Consider the following 18,211-nt stretch of genomic DNA (forward strand, 5'->3'; position numbering starts at 1 on the left):
ATTCCGGACGCCCTTGGTGGCTATGTGTCAAAAAGAAGGCGTGATGCGTGATCCGCATACCGTCGCGTCCGCGCCCCTCTGATGCGGCAGAGTTCAGGGGACGTTGGTCCCCGGTCGCACGGGAACGCATGGGGAAGGGAGGTCCGGTGACCGTTGAGACCCCACCGCTGGGGAAACCGGGTCCGGCCGGGTTCGGGCGCGGCGCGGACACCGCCGCCGACGGTGCCGACCGCGGGAGACTGGTCGGCGGAGCTCTGCGCGGCCTGGCCGCGGAACTGCGCTCGCGAGGCGTGGAGGTGCGCGAGGATCGGACCTCGGGTGTGGTCGAGGCCGGACCGAGCACTCGTCCGCAGCGCGCGCTGCTGAGGCCGCACCGCGGTGGTCTGTGGTGGTGGATGCGCTGGCCGCTCCAGGACGGCGTGCCCGCTCCGTTGGCGGGGGTCCCGTTGTCCCCGGTCACCCGGACGGGGGAGGCCGCCCGGCGGATCGCCGGTGCCCTGTCCTCCTGTGACGGCGCGTCCGATGCGGCGTGACCCTGCTCGACCCCGCCGTGGCCGGTGCGCGATGACCACTGCCGGCGTTCCCTGAACCCGAGCCGTCGGGCTCACCCCTGGACGGGCGCGTGTTGTGTCCGCGCCCAGGCGACGGGCGGGGCCTGGGCCTTCCCCGAAACCCAGTCTCCCTCTGCACGGGGCCGTGTCCGGTCCCGCCCGTCCTCTCCCCCCGGCGGCCCGAGCGGCACTCCGACCCCTGGTGCCCCTCGGGCCGCGCCCCGGCCCCGTCCGGGCGTGCGGGGTTCAGGTGGGGCCGTCCGCCGCCCCCGCGGCCGCGTCCCGGGCGGCCCGCCGCTCCCCGTCCGGGCCCGCGTCCCGCTCCGCGTCCTGTGCGGCGGCCAGCGCGGCGCCGACGATGCCCGCGGAGTTGCGCAGCGACGCCGCCACGATGGGCGTGCGGATGTCCACGTGGGGGAGGAACTTGTCGGCCTTGCGGCTCACTCCGCCGCCGACGACGATCAGGTCCGGCCAGAGCAGGTCCTCCAGGACCCGGTAGTAGCGGTGCAGGCGCTTGGTCGCCCACTCGTGGTAGGAGAGGCCCTCGCGTTCCTTGGCGCCGGAGGAGGCGCGGCTCTCGGCGTCGTGGCCGTCGATCTCCAGGTGGCCGAACTCGGTGTTGGGCACCAGGCGGCCGTCGACGACCAGTGCGGTACCGATCCCCGTGCCCAGGGTCGTCATCAGAACGACGCCGCGCACCCCCTTGGCCGCGCCGTAGCGGGCCTCGGCCAGGGCCGCGGCGTCGGCGTCGTTGAGGACGCGCACCTCGCGCCCGGTGGCCTCGGCGAACAGGGCGCGGGCGTCGGTGCCCACCCAGTGACCGTGCAGGTTGGCGGCGGTGTGCACGATGCCGTTCTGGACCACGCCGGGGAAGGTGACGCCCAGGGGGGCGCCCTCGGCGACGGGGAAGTGCTCCGCGATGCGGCCGACGATCTCGGCTACGGCGGCGGGGGTGGCGTGCTCGGGGGTGAGGATCTTCAGGCGCTCCTGCAGGAACTCGCCGGCGGCGAGGTCGACCGGGGCTCCCTTGATGCCGCTGCCGCCGATGTCGATTCCCAGCCCCGTGGTCAGCTGTGACATGGGTCGTCGTCTCCCGTTGGTCCTCGTGTGCCGAAGGGGCGCTCGCGCGTCCCACGGCCCGATCCTGCCCTGGCGCGCGGACTTTCGCACGTGTTCGGGGCCGGGGCGTCCGCGGCGGGCCCCGGACCGGTACGCCGGGTGGTGGCGGACCGATACGCTGGGCGGTCGGCCCGACCAATTGCGACGTGGGAAGACGAGAGCGACGTTGACCGGTATTCATGGGCGCCGCGGCCCCTTCACCGACGGCGACACCGTGCAGTTGACCGACCCCAAGGGTCGCATGCACACCATCACGCTGAGCGAGGGCGGTACGTTCCACTCGCACAAGGGCAAGGTCGACCACGCCGACCTGATCGGTCAGCCCGAGGGGAGCGTGGTGCGCTCCAACACCGGCACGTCCTACGTGGCGCTGCGCCCGCTCCTGATCGACTACACGCTGTCGATGAAGCGCGGCGCGACCATCGTCTACCCCAAGGACGCCGCTCAGGTGCTCGTGGAGGCGGACATCTTCCCCGGCGCGCGCGTGGTGGAGGCCGGAGCCGGTTCGGGGGCGATGTCCAACTGGCTGCTGCGAGCGGTCGGCGAGCAGGGCATGGTGCACTCCTACGAGCGCCGGGCCGACTTCGCGGAGATCGCCCGCAAGAACGTGGAGCGTTTCCACGGCGGGCCGCACCCGGCCTGGAAGCTCACCGTCGGCGATCTGGTGGAGTCCCTGGACGAGACCGAGGTGGACCGGGTCTTCCTGGACATGCTCGCGCCCTGGGAGTGCCTGGACGCGGTGGCCGGGGCGCTGATCCCGGGGGGTCTGGTGTGCTGTTACGTCGCCACCACCACCCAGCTCTCGCGCGTGGTGGAGGAGATGCGCGAGGACCCGCGCTTCTACGAGCCGCGCTCGTGGGAGACGATGCTGCGCACCTGGCACGTGGAGGGCCTGGCGGTGCGCCCGGACCACCGCATGATCGGGCACACCGGGTTCCTGGTGGTCGCGCGGCGCCTGGCGGACGGGGCCGAGGCGCCCGAGCGCCGGCGCCGGCCGGCCAAGGGGGCCTACGGCAAGGACTTCACTCCCGTGCGGGAGCGTGACGGCCGCGCCGGTGCCGAGGCCGGCACGGCGACGGCCGGGGCGGCGCCGGCGGCGGTCGCGCCCGTGGCGCCGACGGAGCCGGATGCGGCCACGCCGACCGAGCCCGCCGCGCCCGCCGAGCCGACGGGGCCGGATGCGGCCACACCTGACGCGGGGTCGGACGGCGACGCCCGGTAGCCGCCGGTCGGCCTCCCGGCCGTCGAGGAGAGCGCGAAAGCCCGCCCGGGCCCGGCCCGGGCGGGCTTCGCCGTGTGCTCCCCGGCCCGGTGGCGTGCGCCGGGGCGCGTGCGCTGGAGGGCGCGTCGGGCTTGCCCGGAACCAGACACGGAGGTTACTTTCTCATTACGTCGGGTCATCCGGTACCACTGTGACCTGGTCAGATGCAAGACCTCTGAATGAGGGCTAGGACACTCCTCACCACTGGGAGGTTAGGAATTGGGCGGGGGTAGGTAGGCTCCCGAGTAGTCGTCCTTCTCATAGGGAGGTGGCGGACGTGGCCGAGCGCGACGACGAGCGTCAGAGCGACCAGGACCGTGAAGTCGCTGAACTCACGGCACAGGTCTCTTACATGGAAAAGGAACTCAGCGTGGTTCGGCGTAAGCTCGCCGATTCGCCCCGACATGTACGCCTTCTGGAGGAGCGGTTGAGGGAGGCCCAGGCCAACCTCGCCGCTGCGAACGGACAGAATGAGCGGCTCGTCTCCACTCTCAAGGAGGCGCGCGAACAGATCGTGGCACTGAAGGAGGAGGTCGACCGGCTGGCGCAACCGCCGTCCGGGTTCGGCGTCTACCTGGGGTCGCGCGAGGATGAGACCGTCGAGATCTTCACCAACGGTCGCAAGATGCGGGTGAACGTCAGTCCCTCCGTTGACCTGGACGCCCTGCGTCCGGGGCAGGAGGTCATGCTCAACGAGGCGTTCAACGTCGTCGAGGTGGAGTCGTTCGAGACCGTCGGCGAGGTCGTCATGCTCAAGGAGATCCTTGAGGACGGCGAGCGCGCGCTGGTGATCTCCCACCACGACGAGGAGCGGATCGTACGCCTGGCCGAGCCGCTGCGGGACGAAGCGGTCCGACCCGGCGACTCGCTGCTGTTGGAGCCGCGTTCGGGCTATGTCTACGAGCGCATCCCCAAGTCCGAGGTCGAGGAACTCATCCTCGAAGAGGTCCCCGACATCGCCTACACCGACATCGGTGGCCTGTCGGGACAAATCGAGATGATCCGCGACGCGGTCGAACTGCCCTACCTTTACAAGGAGTTGTTCTACGAGCACCAGCTGCGCCCGCCCAAGGGCGTGCTGCTGTACGGGCCCCCCGGGTGCGGCAAGACGCTCATCGCCAAGGCGGTCGCCAACTCCCTGGCCAAGCAGGTCTCCGAGCGGACCGGCCGTGACGTGGGCAAGAGCTTCTTCCTCAACATCAAGGGCCCGGAGCTGCTCAACAAGTACGTGGGTGAGACCGAGCGGCACATCCGCCTGGTCTTCCAGCGGGCACGGGAGAAGGCCTCCGAGGGTACGCCCGTCATCGTGTTCTTCGACGAGATGGACTCGATCTTCCGCACCCGCGGCTCGGGCGTGTCCTCCGACGTGGAGAACACGATCGTGCCGCAGCTGCTCAGTGAGATCGACGGTGTCGAAGGGCTGGAGAACGTCATCGTCATCGGCGCCTCCAACCGCGAGGACATGATCGACCCGGCGATCCTGCGGCCCGGCCGTCTGGACGTCAAGATCAAGATCGAGCGGCCCGACGCGGAGGCGGCCCGCGACATCTTCGGCAAGTACATCACTCCCGACCTGCCGCTGCACGACGAGGACCTGGCCGAGCACGGCGGCTCCGCCAAGGCCACCGTGGACGCCATGATCCAGCGGGTCGTGGAACGGATGTACACCGAGGGCGAGGAGAACCGGTTCCTGGAGGTGACCTACGCCAACGGGGACAAGGAGGTCCTGTACTTCAAGGACTTCAACTCCGGCGCGATGATCGAGAACATCGTCTCGCGGGCGAAGAAGATGGCCATCAAGGACTTCATCGACGCCCAGGCCAAGGGCATCCGGGTCTCGCACCTGCTGCAGGCCTGCGTCGACGAGTTCAGTGAGAACGAGGACCTGCCCAACACCACCAACCCCGACGACTGGGCACGCATCTCCGGTAAGAAGGGCGAGCGCATCGTCTACATCCGGACCCTGGTGACCGGCAAGAAGGGCGCCGACGCCGGGCGCAGCATCGACACCGTCGCCAACACGGGTCAGTACCTGTAGGAACGCACTCTGCGAGCGCCTTGAGGGGCCGACCGGACTTCCGGTCGGCCCCTCTTCGTGCCGGTTGTTTCTGGGCCCCGTGATGGCGGGGTGGTGGCGGAATCCTGAGGATCGGATGGGCCATGAGCGATCCCAGCCGTTCTCTGCGGCCAGTGCCCGTCCCAGGGGTGGACGCACTGGCGCCCGCGGTTCCTGCTCGCGGGCGGACGAGGCGGCGACGCATGATCCCAGATGGCCACCGTTCCCCGTCAGGTCATGCCACACCCGTCATGCTGGCGTAGGCGACGATGTTGTCCCGGTAGTGGCCGGTCTCCTCGTCGAAGGTGCCGCCGCAGGTGACCAGGCGCAGTTCGGCCCGGTGCTCGGTGGGCGCGTAGACCTTGCGCGTGGGGAACGCGTCCTTGGGGTACTGCTCGACGGAGTAGACGGTGAACACAGCGGTCACGCCGTCCTCGCGGACCACCCGCACCTCCTCGCCACCGGTGAGGTCGGCGAGCCTGTAGAACAGCGCGGGCCCGGACTCGGAATCGACGTGGGCGCCCATCAGGGCGGGGCCGAACTCACCCGGTGTGGGGCCGCCCTCGTACCAGCCGACGGTGCTGTCGCCCTCTGGCACCTCGATCTGCCCGTTCTCCTGGGTGCCCAACGCGACGGTCTGGCTCGTGTCGACGCCGATGGCGGGGATCTGCAGACCGGTCGGCGCCGAACGGGGCAGTGTCTCGGTATCGCCCTCCCCGGCAGTATCGACCGCATCACTGGAGGCAGCACTGGGTGGGGACGCCGACGCCTCCGGGCTCGGCTGGCCGCCGGTAGCGGGCGTCTGCCCGCATCCGGCGGCCAGCACGGCGAGCAAGGCGATCGCCCCCGCGGCCGTCGCGACACTGGTGCCGCGACGGCCGCCCGGCCGAGGCCGTGACTGATACGCGCTCTCGGTCATAGGGACCGCCCCTCCTCGTTCCGTCTACCGATCAGCTGTTGTGGCGCAGACGCCGGGCGAGGACGAAGCCGCCCGCGGCTGTGGCCGCCAGCGCGCCGCTGAGACCCACCAGGCCGGCGTTCGTGCCCTGGTCGGCCATGCCGCCCTTGCCGGTGTCCATGCCCTCCTGCGGACTGAGCTGCAGTTCGCCGCAGGCCGCCGGGGCGGTGGCCTCCAGCGGCAGTTCCTCGTTCAGCGGGCTCGTGGCGTCGCCGCTGTACTCACCGTCGCCGTTGGCGTCGATGCCGTGCACGACGACGGAGGCATTCCCGTCGCTGATGTCCTGGACAACGTCGTCGGGCAGTTCGACGGTGCGCTCGTAGGTGTAGCTGTCTCCGCTGGGCATGCGGTCCACAGCCAGCGCGCTGTCCGCGCCGGTGTCGCCCTCCGTGGTGAGGGAGACCTTGACCTGGCCGTAGGAGTCCTGGCCCTCCGGGGTGGAGAGGATGCCGTCACCGTCCTCGTCGGCGTCCATGGTCGGGCAGACGCCCTGGCCGCCGATGTGGATGTGCTGGGCGTGCGGCGAGCCGGCCACAGCACCGTTGACGTTGACGGTGATGTCGGCGGTGTTGCCTTCGATCTCCACCCAGGCCTGACCACTGGTTCCGGAGTCGTTGAGCTGGCCGAGGTTGCCCTGGAAGGTCCACGTCTCCGCGGCACTGGCGGGCGTGGCCGCGAACAGCCCCATCGAGAGGCCGAGCGGCAGGGCGATGGTGAGCGGTGCGAGCTTTCTGGTCTTCACTGTCGTTCCTTTCGTGCGCGGGAGCGCGTGTGGCCACACGCTTCTTTGAGGCTCCTAACCTGCATTCGGGGCTGTGGGAGGGGCGGTTTGGTCGGGATGGGGAAAAGATCTCGGATGTCGGTTACGTGGGGAAGCAGCGGCCGACGGGACAGGCAGGACCCCGAAGCCATGCAGCTCGATGAGGACCTCCTTCAGGCGTTCGAGGACGGCATGCCGCCGCCCGTCGGCGTCGGAGTCGGCATCGACCGCCCTCCTTCACCTGCAGGAACATCCGAGAGACCGTGCTCTTACCGACCGTGAAGCCAGCCGGGAACGAGAACCAGTGGGATGAGAGCCCTGGTGCCCGTTGTGTGTCACCCACGAAGTCGGGACACACACTGATCGTCTTGATCAGGAGCGAGGCGGTATCGATTGTGCACGTACTCGCGTAATACCAGCGGCTCCATCAACTCGGAAATATCGATGCAGTTCAGCAACAGTCCAATCTGAGATTGGATCAGGAATGGAGCTTCGCGGATCCCACTCCGGACGCCAGTGCAGTAGCGGATTATTTCTACCTGAAGGTAGATCTACCGGAACGCCGCGCATGGTCTCTGCGTACCAGGGCGGCCTTCGGACAAGAGTTCGACCTGGGGTCGAATGGTTCACCATTCAACGAAGCCGGGTTCTGGTGCTGCCCCATTTACTGATCGGGTTCTCCATGTGGCCCCGAGGGGCGGGAAATCGCCCCGGAGGTCAGGGGAGATTTGACCTAAGGGAGATATACGGTTCATGGAGTTTTGAGTTTCTGGGGGGCAAAGAAGATTCCATGTTCTGGATAATGAAGTATGTGGCGTTTTTAGTGGGGGTATGTGGCCGGGACGCTCATCTCACCGCCCTGGTTCCACACTGGAGTCGGGGCTGTTTCGAGGGAGGATCCATGAAGAACGGGAAGCTGGCCCTGCTGGCGTTCGCTCTGCCCATCGGTGTGCTCACCGCCGCGGCCCCGGCCTCGGCCGAGGAGTCGATGACGCTGCACGCCGATCTCAGCGCGCTCAACGACTCCGGCGCCCGGGGCACCTCCACGGTGATGATCGAGGGCACCAGTGTCACCGTCGAGATCGAGTCGTCCGGGTTGCTGGCCGAGCAGCCGCACGCCCAGCACTTCCACATCGGCGGCACGAACATGTGCCCGGGCCCGGACGCCGCTGACGACATCGAGGACGACGACCGCCTCAGCACCACCGAGGGGCAGCCCTCCTACGGGGGGATCAAGACCTCGTTGACCACCGAGGGCGACACCTCGCCCGACAGCGCCCTGGCGGTCGAGCGCTTCCCTGCCGCCGAGGCCGACGGGAGCGTCTCCTACCACCGGACCTTCGAGGTTCCCGAGGACGTGGCCTCCTCGATCAGGGCCGGTGAGGCAGTGATCGTCCAGCACGGTCTGGACTACAACGGCAACGGCGAGTACGACATGGACGGCGGTGGCGAGAGCGACCTGGACCCGGAGCTGCCCGCTGAGGCCACCGACCCGTCCACGTGCGGCAGGCTCACGCCGGCGCCCGAGGGCGGTATGGCCGCTGGCGGCGGCGGCACCGGATCCCAGGGGCCTGACGCCCTGATGCTCGGTTCCGGTGCGGCCCTGCTGGCCGCGGCCGGTGCGGGTGCGGGGTTCCTGGTCCGTCGGCGCATGGTCCAGGGACACTGACATGAGCGGGCACGCGCCGTCCACGGGCTCGGTCGATGAGCGCTGAGGGGACACGTGCCACGGGTGGCCGCCGCAGGGCTCCTGCGGTGGCCATCACCGTGGCCGCGACCGGGGGAGTCCTGCTCATGGCGCTGGCCCTGGCCCCGGACGAGGACACGGCTCCACCGGTGAGCGACAGCGTCCAGACCCAGCGGAGCACCGGAGTGGAATCACGGACGCGCCACTCCCCGCCCCCACCGGAAGCACTCGCGCGGGCGCTACCGCACTCCGAGCCGGTAGGGCTGGAGATCGGGGCGATCGACGTGGACGTCAACGGCCTGGTCCGGTTGGGACTGCAACGGGACGGGGAGATCGAGGCACCCCGCGACTACGCTGCGGTGGGCTGGTACGAGCACGGGCCCTCGCCGGGGCAGGCGGGCCCGGCGGTCATCGGCGGCCACGTCGACTCGCGGACCGCACCGGCCGTGTTCCACCGCCTGGAGGAACTCGAATCCGGGGACACGGTCCGGGTCGAGCGCACCGACGGGACCACGGCCGTCTTCACCGTGTACGCGGTCGAGCAGTACCCCAAGGACGACTTCCCGACCGAACGGGTCTACGGACCCACCGGCGGCGTTGCCGAACTGCGGCTGATCACGTGCGGCGGCCGGTTCGACGAGGACACGCGCAGCTACCGGAACAACACCGTGGTCTACGCGAAGCTGACCCGGGAGTCCTGAACCCCGAGCGTGTGCTGCCCGCGACAGATCGTCGGCCGGTGTTCAGGCCGACCGGGACGAGGACCCGCGCCCTCACCCTTGCGTTCTATGACGGTTCAACCCATCGGCAGCTCGCCGAACGTTTGCAGGTGCCGCTGGGTACCGTCAGGACCAGGATCCGCGACCGGCTGCTCCGTCCGCGAGGAACTGGGCTATCTGCAGCAGATGCGCGCAACCGTATGAGTGACCCGCCGATTCTCAATGAGATGGCCAGTATGCGGTGGTGTGGAGATCGGTGTACCGCTCCACCTGGATGGTGGCGGACCTGGGCGTCAGACGATCGGTCTCACGGAAGTCGGAAAAGTGTGTCGTTCCGGGTTCATCGGAGTCCTCAATAAACCCGGAACGAAACGACGGTCCAGTAAGGGGATCTCCGGATGCGGCCGGTGTGGGGTGCGGTCGTCGCGCCAGGAGACCCCTTGCGTGTGTATTCAGTGGTCCGGAACGGAGATGGTTCGCCCGCCCCCTATCCCTCCACTGAACGGCATGGTGGCTAGCCGTTGTCGCCGCTCTGGTTGATGGACCCGTTCACACCGTCGGGGAAGAAGCCGCCGGAGGTGGCCTGGTCCGGCGTCAGGTAGACGATGTTGAGCACCTGTCCGGCACTGCGGCTGAACGCGATGCCGTTCTGGTCGGTCGGAACGATGTTGGCCCCACCCGAACCGTTGACGACGCCCTGGTCGAGGTCGGCGTCACCGTCGAGGCTGTCGCGCGCGTCGGAGATGGCCAGGGACTGGGCCTCCAGCCCACGGGCCAGCAGCGCGACGCGGATGTTCGCCGCGTGGTAGGCCTCGACGGCCAGGATTCCGGCCGCCGCCTCCAGGAACGTCTTGTTGTCCACGAGCGGGGCCGCACCCTTGTAGGCGGTGACGCCGACATCCTCGAAGATGTAGGCCGCCAGAAGGAAGTTGTCCTCGTTGGCGTAGGCGTCGAACCGCTGACCGGGCTGGATCAGACCGGCGGCCTGTGCAGCGGCGGTGAAGGCCGCGTCGATGTCGATGGTCGGCCGGGCGACGGCCGCGGACCCGAGGGCGCCGCGGAGGAAGTCCACGTGGGCGCGCTCGTCAGCGGCGATCTCCTCGGCGTACTGGCGCACCAGCTTGGTCTTGAAGGCCACCTTGCGGCCACCCGACACCTCACCGACGTAGCCCTTGCCGCCGATGCTCTGGTCTGGCAGCCCCTCACCGGTGACCGCCCTCAGGTAGAACTCGGCTTCGAGATACTCCAGGTTGAGAGCGAAGTTCAGGATGGCGGCGTCACTGGGACCGCCGGAACCCTCCTCTTCAGCGGAGGCGGGCATGGTGCCCAGGAGTCCAGTGGCGCCGACCCCCAGGCCTGCCGCGCCCGCCGCCCGGAAGAGTCGGCGGCGGTCGACGCCGTTCTCGGCGCTCCGGTCGATCGCGTTCCTGATGAATGCCTTGTTGAACACGTGTCCTCTTTGCTGTCGGTTGCCGCGTGGCGGTGCACATCCCGTCTCGCAGCGCGTTCGTCCCCTCCCTGATGGGCGGTGGCTGCGGCCGCGCGGGCCGTGGCCACCGTCGATCCTGTGGATCAGGGAGAGGTGTCATGGATGGTTCGCATGTTCGAGGAAGGGTTGCCGGAACCCATTCTCGTGACATTGGGTAGTCAGACAGTAACACTCAGGTATTCTCCTGGGTGGAGTTCGGGCCAGACCCCTCTGACGGAGGTTCGCCTCCGGCCTCGGAGTCGGAGCCCGGTATGGGCGGAGAGAGCGGCTCGCCTGGTCGTCACCCCTTGAGCACGACAGCGGCCCCGTGACTGTGAGGGGTCGTGGAGTGCACCGTGGCGCTCGTGTCCGTGGCACTCGAAGGCCTTCGCCGTGCCGGGCGGCGGGGCGGCCCGATTCCGTGGGCTCGCACGGACGTGGCGGCCCCGGAGGCCGGGCCCCGGGCCGTCCGTGCCCCGAGCCGTCCACGCCCTGGTCACGGCCTGCGTTCGCGGGCGGCGTCGGGTCCGGTACCGACCTTCGGCCCCCGCCTGGGGCGTGTCGTTCCGGGATTCGGACCAAGCCCGTCCGACCTGCGAGAAAAAGGGATCTGGGGGCGCGGGGACGAAACGCCCAAGAAGACGGCACTTGAGCCACAATCGGCGCCGAAACGTTCAAGACCGGTCCCCGGCGGATAACCTCTCATCATGAGTGTGCGGCGGATTATGGGTATCGAGACCGAATACGGGATCTCCGTTCCCGGCAACCCCGGGGCCAACGCGATGGTCACCTCCACCCAGGTGGTGAACGCCTATCTGGCGGCGTCCGCTGCCCGGGCCCGGCGTGCCCGGTGGGACTTCGAGGAGGAGAACCCGCTGCGCGACGCCCGCGGGTTCGATCTGGCGCGTGAGGTCGCCGACCCCACGCAGCTCACCGACGAGGACCTGGGGCTGGCCAACGTCATCCTCACCAACGGTGCGCGGCTGTACGTCGACCACGCTCACCCGGAGTACTCGGCGCCCGAGGTCACCAACCCGATGGACGCGGTCCTGTGGGACAAGGCCGGGGAGCGGGTGATGGCCGACGCGGCGGCTCGCGCGAGCGCCACACCGGGCATCGAGCCGATCCAGCTGTACAAGAACAACACCGACAACAAGGGCGCCTCCTACGGTTGTCACGAGAACTACCTGATGAGCCGGTCGACGCCGTTCGGCGACATCGTGCGGCACCTGATCCCCTTCTTCGTCTCGCGGCAGGTCGTGTGCGGGGCGGGCAAGGTCGGCATCGGCGCGGACGGGCAGGGGTCGGGGTTCCAGATCTCCCAGCGCGCGGACTTCTTCGAGGTCGAGGTGGGGTTGGAGACCACGCTCAAGCGCCCCATCATCAACACGCGCGATGAGCCCCACTCCGACCCGGACCGGTACCGCCGGCTGCACGTGATCATCGGCGACGCCAACATGAGCGAGCTGTCCACGTACCTGAAGCTGGGCAGTACGGCACTGGTGCTGTCGATGATCGAGGACGGGTTCCTCAGCGTGGACCTGTCGCTGGAGACCCCGGTGGCCGACCTGCGGGCGGTCTCGCACGACCCCGGCCTGACCCACCGGGTCCGGCTGCGCGACGGGCGGCGCATGACGGCGCTGGAGCTGCAGGGCGAGTACCTGGACCAGGCGCGCAAGTACGTCGAGGACAGGTTCGGCACCGACGTGGACCCCGACACCGCCGACGTGCTGGACCGCTGGGAGTCGGTCCTGACGCGTCTGGGTTCGGATCCGATGAGCCTGTCCGGTGAGCTGGACTGGGTGACCAAGCTCAAGGTGCTGGAGGGCTACCGCTCGCGCGACTCCCTGGACTGGTCGCACCCGCGCCTGCAGCTGGTGGACCTGCAGTACTCGGACGTGCGGGCGGACAAGGGGATCTACAACCGCATGGCCTCGCGCGGGCGCATGACGCGCCTGCTGGAGGAGCGGCAGGTCCAGCGCGCGGTCACCGAGCCGCCGGAGGACACCCGGGCCTACTTCCGCGGCCGCTGCCTGGCCAAGTACGCCGACGAGGTCGCGGCGGCCTCCTGGGACTCGGTGATCTTCGACCTGCCGGGCTACGACTCCCTGCAGCGGGTCCCCACCCTGGAACCGACCCGGGGCACCAAGGAGCACGTGGGCGCCCTGCTGGACAACTCGCCGACGGCGGCCGACCTGGTCGCGGTGCTCACGGGCTCCGGTCGGGGCTAGGGCCTGTTTGGTAACTGGTGTGATCAGGGGCAAAAGCACCGATCTGGTCACGCCAGGCGTGTCACCCCGCACATAGGCGAAGCCTTCGGTAGATCAGTCAACGACCAAGAAGACCAAGCCCACCGAAGGCTTCGCTGTGACCCTACCCGGCCCCGGGCGCGGTGACCTCACCGACGCCCAATGGTCTGTGCTCGAACCGCTCCTGCCCGTGCCGGCCACCGGCCGTCCGCCCTCGCGCTCCAAGCGCACCCTGATCAACGGCATCCGCTGGCGGGTGCGGGCCGGCGCCCCCTGGCGCGACGTACCCGAGCGCTACGGCCCCTGGCAGAGCGTCTACGACCTCTTCCGCCGCTGGACCCGCAACGGCACCTGGGCCCGAATTTTGGACGCCCTGCGCGCCCTGGCCGACGCGGCGGGCCTGATCACCTGGCAGGTCAACGTCGACTCCACCATCGTGCGCGCCCACCAGCACGCCGCCGGAGCCGCGAAAAGGGGGAGGGCCCAGATCACGAAACGGACGAGCCCGACGACCACGCTCTGGGACGCTCGCGGGGCGGGTGGACCACCAAGATCCACCTGGCCTGCGAGCAGCGCCAAAAGCCCTTGTCGGTGGTGGTCACGGCCGGCCAGCGCGGGGACGCCCCTCAGTTCGAGCCGGTCATGGAACGTATCCGCGTGGCGGGGCGGGATCGCAGTGGTCCGGCGCGCACCCGGCCGGTGCGGGTACGCGCGGATAAGGCCTACAGCTCGAAGAAGATCCGTGCCTACCTGCGCAGACGCAAGATCAGAGCGACGATTCCCGAACCCGCCGACCGGGTGCGCAACCGCAAACGCAAGGGGCGGAGTGGGGGTCGTCCGCCCGGCTTCGACAAGGTCGACTACCGGGCCCGGCACGCGGTGGAGTGCGGGATCAACCGGCTCAAACGCAACCGGGCGGTGGCCACGCGCTATGACAAGCTCGCCCTTCGCTACGAGGCCACCGTCCAGATCGCTGCCATCAACGAATGGCTCTGACTTTCCAAACAGGCCCTAGGGCGTGGGGCGGATGCCCGCCCCGGGCACGGTGACCGCCCGCCGCGCGGTCCGGGCTGAGTGCCGGTACTCAGGCGGTGCGCGCGGCGGCGCGGCACGATGTCCCTATGAACGACACCGCCTCCCCTCGCTCCTCCGCCGGCTTCTCTCCCGTCAGTGGCGTGTGGGCCGCCGTCCTGCTGGCGGGATCGGCCGCCGCGTCCTGGTGGCTGGTGCACACGCCGGCCGCGGAGGAGGCCCGGGCCGGGGGCTTCGCCCTGGGTGAGGCCGACTACGCGGTCGAGCCCCTGCCTCTGCCCGGTTGGGCGGAGGCCGTGGTCGGGCCCGTCGGCCTGGCCCTGGCACTGGTGGCGGCCGTGCTCCTGGTGCGTACCGTGGCGGCGGGGCGGCTCGGCCGGGAGCGGGGCCTGGCGGTCGCGTGCCTGGTGCCGATCGCGCTCATGGCCGGTGCCTGGTGGGCGATCGCGACGGCACCGGTCATCGGGGCCAACATCGGCGCGGGCCTGGCCCAGCTGGTGTTCGTCCCCGCGGGCCTGCTGTGCCTGGCCGCCGCGGTGGCCTGCGCGGTCGTGGGGCGGCGCCGGAGCTGAGCCGGTCGCGGGACACGGGGGCTCACGGGGAGAGGTCCGGTCCGCCGCGAGGGTGTCCCCGGTAGGGCGTGTGGGGGCTACCGGTCGGGTTCGAGGAGTCCCTCGCCGGAGACCAGGATCTCGGTGAACTCCGTTCCGGTGGGAGCGGTGAAGAGGACGTAGGAGGTCACGGAGGCACCTGGTTCGATGTCGTCCCAGAAGTAGTCCCAGGCGACGGTGAACTCCGCGTCGGGGTCGTGCCGCAGGACCCGGCCGTCGGTGGTCGTTCCGACGGTCCCCTCGGTGTCGAAGGCGGTCGGCGCGTTGCCCTCGTTGGTGACGGTGAGCCGGAAGATGTGGAACTCCATGCCTGCGGGGGCGTCGTCCTCGTAGGCGAATCCGTCGGTGATGTGGGTGTCGGTGTAGCACCGCTCCACCTGCAGCAGCAGGGTGCCGACACGGGTGCTGGTGCCGTCGTAGGCCTCCGGCGGCACGGACTCGGGAACCGCTTCGGCGGTGTCGCTCGCGGTCGGGGGGTCGGGTGCGGGCGGCCGGGTGGGCGGAGCCGCCTCCGGCTCCGGCGGCGGTGTGGCCTCCTCCACCGCGACTTGACGCTGCTGCGTCCACAGGGGCGACAGGGTGACCGCCAGCGCGGTGCCGGCGGCCGCGGCCAGGAGCACGGCCACCGTCGCCGCCACCACGAAGGTGAGTCGGCGCGGAGTTCTCGGGGGCGGTCGGCCCGGATCCCGAGGTTCCATACCCCCTGTGACACACGCCACCGCCCGGATGTTCCCGTGCGGGTCAGGAGTGCCAGGTCCGGTCGCGGCAGGGCATGGGGGTCAGGCTCAGAGCCGTCCACAGTTCCAGGCGGGTGCGCGGCGCGTCCAGCGGGCGCCCCAGGACGCGCTCGGCCGTGCGGAGCCGGGACCGCAGGGTGTTGCGGTGCACCCCCAGGTCACGCGCGGCCGCCTCGACCTGCGCCCCGTGGTCGAGGTAGTGCAGCAGCGTGTGCGCGAGGTCGGTGCCGTGGCGGCCGTCGTGGTCGTGCAGGGAGCCCAGTACGGACTCGGTGAAGGCCCGAGCGCCCTCCCGCGGCACCGCCGAGCGGAACAGGTCCCACGCGTCGGCCTCGTCGGCGTTGCGGTAGCCCTCCGATGCGGCCTGGCGGGCCCTGGTCAGCGCGGAGGGCAGATCGGAGGTCCGGCGGGCGCCGCAGGCGCCCGCGCCCCGGGGTCCGTTCGGCACGTCCGCGAGCGCGCGCAGCAGGCGCTCCCCGGCGTGCGCGCCCGTTCCGGCGGGCAGGACCGCCACGACCGCGTCGGCCAGTGCGCACAACCCGGCGCGGTCGGCCGCGTCGGTGGCGCCGAGCACGTCGGACAGGGCGTCGGCCGCCTCGTCCATCAGGGCACGGGGCTCCTCGCTCGGCAGGCACACCACCTCCCAGGGCGGGTCGGGCAGTGTCAGCGGGGGCGCGGCGCGGCCGGAGACCGCCGCCGCCAGATGGGGCGCGCGCTGGTGGTGCAGTGCGCGCCGGGTGTCGCGTGAGTGCAGCAGGTCCACCGCGAGCAGGGACGCGGCGTGGTTGGCGAGCATCCTGGTGTGCGGTGTGACCTCGGACCCGCAGGACAGGGCCAGCCATCCGAGCGTCCGTCCGGCCGGTCCCAGGTTCTGGAGCAGGACCGCCGCCCCCTCGTCGTCGAGCACCGCCATGCCGCGCGGCCGCCGTCCGGCGCCGGCCACCGTGGAGCGCACGAGTCGATGCCAGGGCTGCTCGGTGGCCGGGGCGGCGGCGCTGGTCATGCCGTTGCGGTCCAACAGCAGCGACTGTCCGTCGGTGGAGGCGGCCAGGGTGGTGACGACTCCGGCCGGGCCCGAGCGCAGGGCGGCGCGGGCCATGGCGTCCTGGGCGGTGAGCACGTGGCTCTGGGCCCGGCCTCGCTCGGCGGCGTGGTGGGCGGCCACGGCCTCGACCACGGCGATGAAGGGGGTCTCGCCCTCCACGCTGAGGACGGGCAGGCCCAGGCGGTCGCCCTCGGCGAGGACGGCGGGCGGGACGGTGGCGCCGGGGCCGTCCAGTGCCACGCCCAGGCCGACGCACCCGGCCTCGTGCAGGCGGCGGACGTAGGCGCGCCGGTCGGCGTCGGCGGCGCCCAGGCCGATGCCGGCGGTCAGGACGAGCTCGCCGCCCCGGAGCCAGTGGACGGGGTCGTGCAGTTCGGTCACGTGCGCCCAGCGGATCGGCCGGTCGAGCCCGGCACGGCCGGCCACCGCCCTGACCTCCAGGTCCGGCGCGCGGGTGATGTCGCGAGGGGTGATCACGTCGGCCTCCCGGTGTTGTGCGGCATGCACATCAGTCACAGAGTGCCATGTGCACTTCGGCCCTGCGTGCGGTGGCGGGTGGTGACTACCGTCGCACCATCACAGCCGTGGCCCGCAGCCACGAACGGAGGACCCCCATGACACACCGCACATCCCTCACGTCCGCGCACCCCGCGCGGGCGGCGACGGCGGCCTTCGTCGGTACGACGATCGAATGGTTCGACTTCTACATCTACGCCACCGCCGCGAGCCTGGTCTTCGCGACCACGTTCTTCCCCGAGGGCGTCGACCCCGTGGTCGGCCTGATGGCGTCGTTCGCGACGTTCTCGGTCGGCTTCTTCGCCCGACCGCTGGGCGGCATCGTCTTCGGACACTTCGGTGACCGGCTGGGCCGCAGGTCGGCCCTGGTCGTCACCCTGCTGATGATGGGAACGGCCACGTTCTGCGTCGGCCTGCTGCCCACCTACGAGCAGGCCGGGTTCGTGGCGCCGCTGCTCCTGGTCGTCCTGCGCTTCGTCCAGGGCATCGCCGTGGGCGGGGAGTGGGGCGGCGCGGTCCTGATGGCCGTGGAGCACGCGCCGGAGGAGCACAAGACCTTCTACGGCTCCTTCGCCCAGCTCGGCAACCCCGCCGGAGCGCTGCTGGCGACCGGATCGTTCGGACTCATCACCGCCTGGGACGCCGACCTTCTCTACACCTGGGGTTGGCGCCTTCCGTTCCTGGCCTCCGTCGTGCTGGTCCTGGTGGGCCTGGTCATCCGCCTGAAGGTGGAGGAGTCCCCGGTCTTCGCCGCGGCCCAGGAGGGGCCGGACGAGCCCGAGGGCCTGCCCGTGCGCGAGGCGGTGCGCACCTCCTGGCGTTCGCTGCTGCTGGGTATCGGCGTCCTGCCGGTCGCCGTGGGCGGCTACTACATCGTCACCACGTTCCTGCAGGCCTACGGGGTCACCGAAGTCGGTATCAGCGAACAGGTCATCCTCAACGGGCTGACCCTGGCGGCCTTCGTGGAGCTGGTCGCCACTCTGGGGGTGTCCTGGCTGGGCGACCGCTTCGGCACCGTGCGCGTGGTCACCGTGGGCCTGGCGGCCGTGGCCGTCCTCGCGCTGCCGCAGTTCCTGGTCATGTCGACCGGCAGCACCGCGCTGATCCTGATCATGCTGTGCGCCATGCGCCTGGCGATGGCCACCGTCTACGGGCCGATCGCGCGCGTGCTCGCCCAGATGTACCCGCCCCGGGTGCGCTACACGGCGATCTCGATCGCCTACCAGGTGGCCGGCGCCCTGTTCGGCGGGCTCTCGCCGCTGGTGTGCACGGCGCTGTACGCCGCGACCGGCAGCATCCTGTCCGTCGTCGGACTCCTGGTCGTGATGGCGCTGGTGAGCATCGTGTGCCTGCGCAGGGCGCCGCGCCACCGGGACGCCGAACTGCTGGCCGCCTGAGACGTTTCCACGGCCGCCGGAACGTCGGCGGCCCCCGCCACGAGG

At 70.4% G+C, this 18,211-nt stretch carries 14 protein-coding genes and 2 pseudogenes; 10 read left to right on the plus strand and 6 right to left on the minus strand.

Annotated elements, in window-relative coordinates; translation table 11 throughout:
* The first annotated feature begins 239 nt into the window (after positions 1 to 239).
* A complete protein-coding gene (locus M1P99_RS22145; protein ID WP_304455800.1) occupies positions 240 to 533 on the plus strand; it encodes a hypothetical protein in 294 nt (97 codons plus the stop codon).
* A 264-nt stretch (positions 534 to 797) separates the two neighbouring features.
* Here the strand turns inward: M1P99_RS22145 and ppgK are convergent, their stop codons facing one another.
* Entirely contained in the window at positions 798 to 1,631 is an 834-nt protein-coding gene (gene ppgK, locus M1P99_RS22150) for a polyphosphate--glucose phosphotransferase (protein WP_304454498.1), read from the minus strand.
* Between the two features lie 205 nt (positions 1,632 to 1,836).
* On the opposite strand from ppgK, the gene M1P99_RS22155 reads away from it, so the two are divergent.
* The gene (locus M1P99_RS22155; protein WP_304454499.1) at positions 1,837 to 2,892 is read left to right on the plus strand and encodes a tRNA (adenine-N1)-methyltransferase; all 1,056 of its coding nucleotides are present in this window, start codon (positions 1,837 to 1,839) and stop codon (positions 2,890 to 2,892) included.
* A 307-nt stretch (positions 2,893 to 3,199) separates the two neighbouring features.
* Positions 3,200 to 4,969, plus strand: a complete 1,770-nt coding sequence (gene arc / locus M1P99_RS22160; protein WP_304454500.1) for a proteasome ATPase — start codon at positions 3,200 to 3,202, stop codon at positions 4,967 to 4,969.
* A 253-nt stretch (positions 4,970 to 5,222) separates the two neighbouring features.
* Here arc and M1P99_RS22165 read toward each other — a convergent pair whose 3' ends face one another.
* Both M1P99_RS22165 and M1P99_RS22170 read right to left on the minus strand, forming a co-directional pair.
* Positions 5,223 to 5,906: a class F sortase gene (locus M1P99_RS22165; protein ID WP_304454501.1), complete on the minus strand. Its 684-nt coding sequence runs from the start codon at positions 5,904 to 5,906 to the stop codon at positions 5,223 to 5,225.
* 31 nt (positions 5,907 to 5,937) lie between these two features.
* Positions 5,938 to 6,687 carry a CHRD domain-containing protein gene (locus tag M1P99_RS22170; RefSeq protein ID WP_304454502.1) on the minus strand — a complete coding sequence of 250 codons (750 nt, stop codon included), beginning with the start codon at positions 6,685 to 6,687 and terminating at the stop codon, positions 5,938 to 5,940.
* Between the two features lie 156 nt (positions 6,688 to 6,843).
* On the opposite strand from M1P99_RS22170, the pseudogene M1P99_RS22175 reads away from it, so the two are divergent.
* The 3 genes and pseudogenes from M1P99_RS22175 to M1P99_RS22185 form a co-directional block, all read left to right on the plus strand.
* A pseudogene (locus M1P99_RS22175) lies at positions 6,844 to 7,001 on the plus strand (amino acid--tRNA ligase-related protein); the annotation flags it as partial.
* Positions 7,002 to 7,606: 605 nt separating this feature from the next.
* Positions 7,607 to 8,374, plus strand: a complete 768-nt coding sequence (locus M1P99_RS22180) for a hypothetical protein (RefSeq protein WP_304454503.1) — start codon at positions 7,607 to 7,609, stop codon at positions 8,372 to 8,374.
* Between the two features lie 86 nt (positions 8,375 to 8,460).
* A complete protein-coding gene (locus M1P99_RS22185) occupies positions 8,461 to 9,093 on the plus strand; it encodes a class F sortase (RefSeq protein ID WP_304454504.1) in 633 nt (210 codons plus the stop codon).
* 532 nt (positions 9,094 to 9,625) lie between these two features.
* Here M1P99_RS22185 and M1P99_RS22190 read toward each other — a convergent pair.
* Positions 9,626 to 10,561, minus strand: a complete 936-nt coding sequence (locus M1P99_RS22190; RefSeq protein WP_304454505.1) for a ferritin-like domain-containing protein — start codon at positions 10,559 to 10,561, stop codon at positions 9,626 to 9,628.
* A gap of 725 nt (positions 10,562 to 11,286) precedes the next feature.
* On the opposite strand from M1P99_RS22190, the gene dop reads away from it, so the two are divergent.
* The 3 genes and pseudogenes from dop to M1P99_RS22205 all read left to right on the plus strand — a co-directional run bounded on the left by dop (position 11,287) and on the right by M1P99_RS22205 (position 14,432).
* The gene (gene dop, locus M1P99_RS22195) at positions 11,287 to 12,810 is read left to right on the plus strand and encodes a depupylase/deamidase Dop (RefSeq protein WP_369696568.1); all 1,524 of its coding nucleotides are present in this window, start codon (positions 11,287 to 11,289) and stop codon (positions 12,808 to 12,810) included.
* Positions 12,811 to 12,946: 136 nt separating this feature from the next.
* A pseudogene (locus M1P99_RS22200) lies at positions 12,947 to 13,824 on the plus strand (IS5 family transposase).
* A 125-nt stretch (positions 13,825 to 13,949) separates the two neighbouring features.
* A complete protein-coding gene (locus M1P99_RS22205) occupies positions 13,950 to 14,432 on the plus strand; it encodes a hypothetical protein (protein WP_304454507.1) in 483 nt (160 codons plus the stop codon).
* A gap of 77 nt (positions 14,433 to 14,509) precedes the next feature.
* Here the strand turns inward: M1P99_RS22205 and M1P99_RS22210 are convergent, their stop codons facing one another.
* The gene (locus tag M1P99_RS22210; RefSeq protein WP_304454508.1) at positions 14,510 to 15,169 is read right to left on the minus strand and encodes a DUF4352 domain-containing protein; all 660 of its coding nucleotides are present in this window, start codon (positions 15,167 to 15,169) and stop codon (positions 14,510 to 14,512) included.
* 43 nt (positions 15,170 to 15,212) lie between these two features.
* On the minus strand, positions 15,213 to 16,730 hold the full coding sequence (locus tag M1P99_RS22215) for a PucR family transcriptional regulator (protein WP_304454509.1): 1,518 nt from the start codon (positions 16,728 to 16,730) through the stop codon (positions 15,213 to 15,215).
* Positions 16,731 to 16,867: 137 nt separating this feature from the next.
* Here M1P99_RS22215 and M1P99_RS22220 point away from each other — a divergent pair, with 137 nt between their 5' ends.
* The gene (locus tag M1P99_RS22220) at positions 16,868 to 18,166 is read left to right on the plus strand and encodes an MFS transporter (protein ID WP_304454510.1); all 1,299 of its coding nucleotides are present in this window, start codon (positions 16,868 to 16,870) and stop codon (positions 18,164 to 18,166) included.
* The last annotated feature ends 45 nt before the right edge of the window (positions 18,167 to 18,211 follow it).

The organism is Nocardiopsis sp. YSL2 (assembly GCF_030555055.1).
Classification (GTDB): Bacteria; Actinomycetota; Actinomycetes; order Streptosporangiales; family Streptosporangiaceae; genus Nocardiopsis.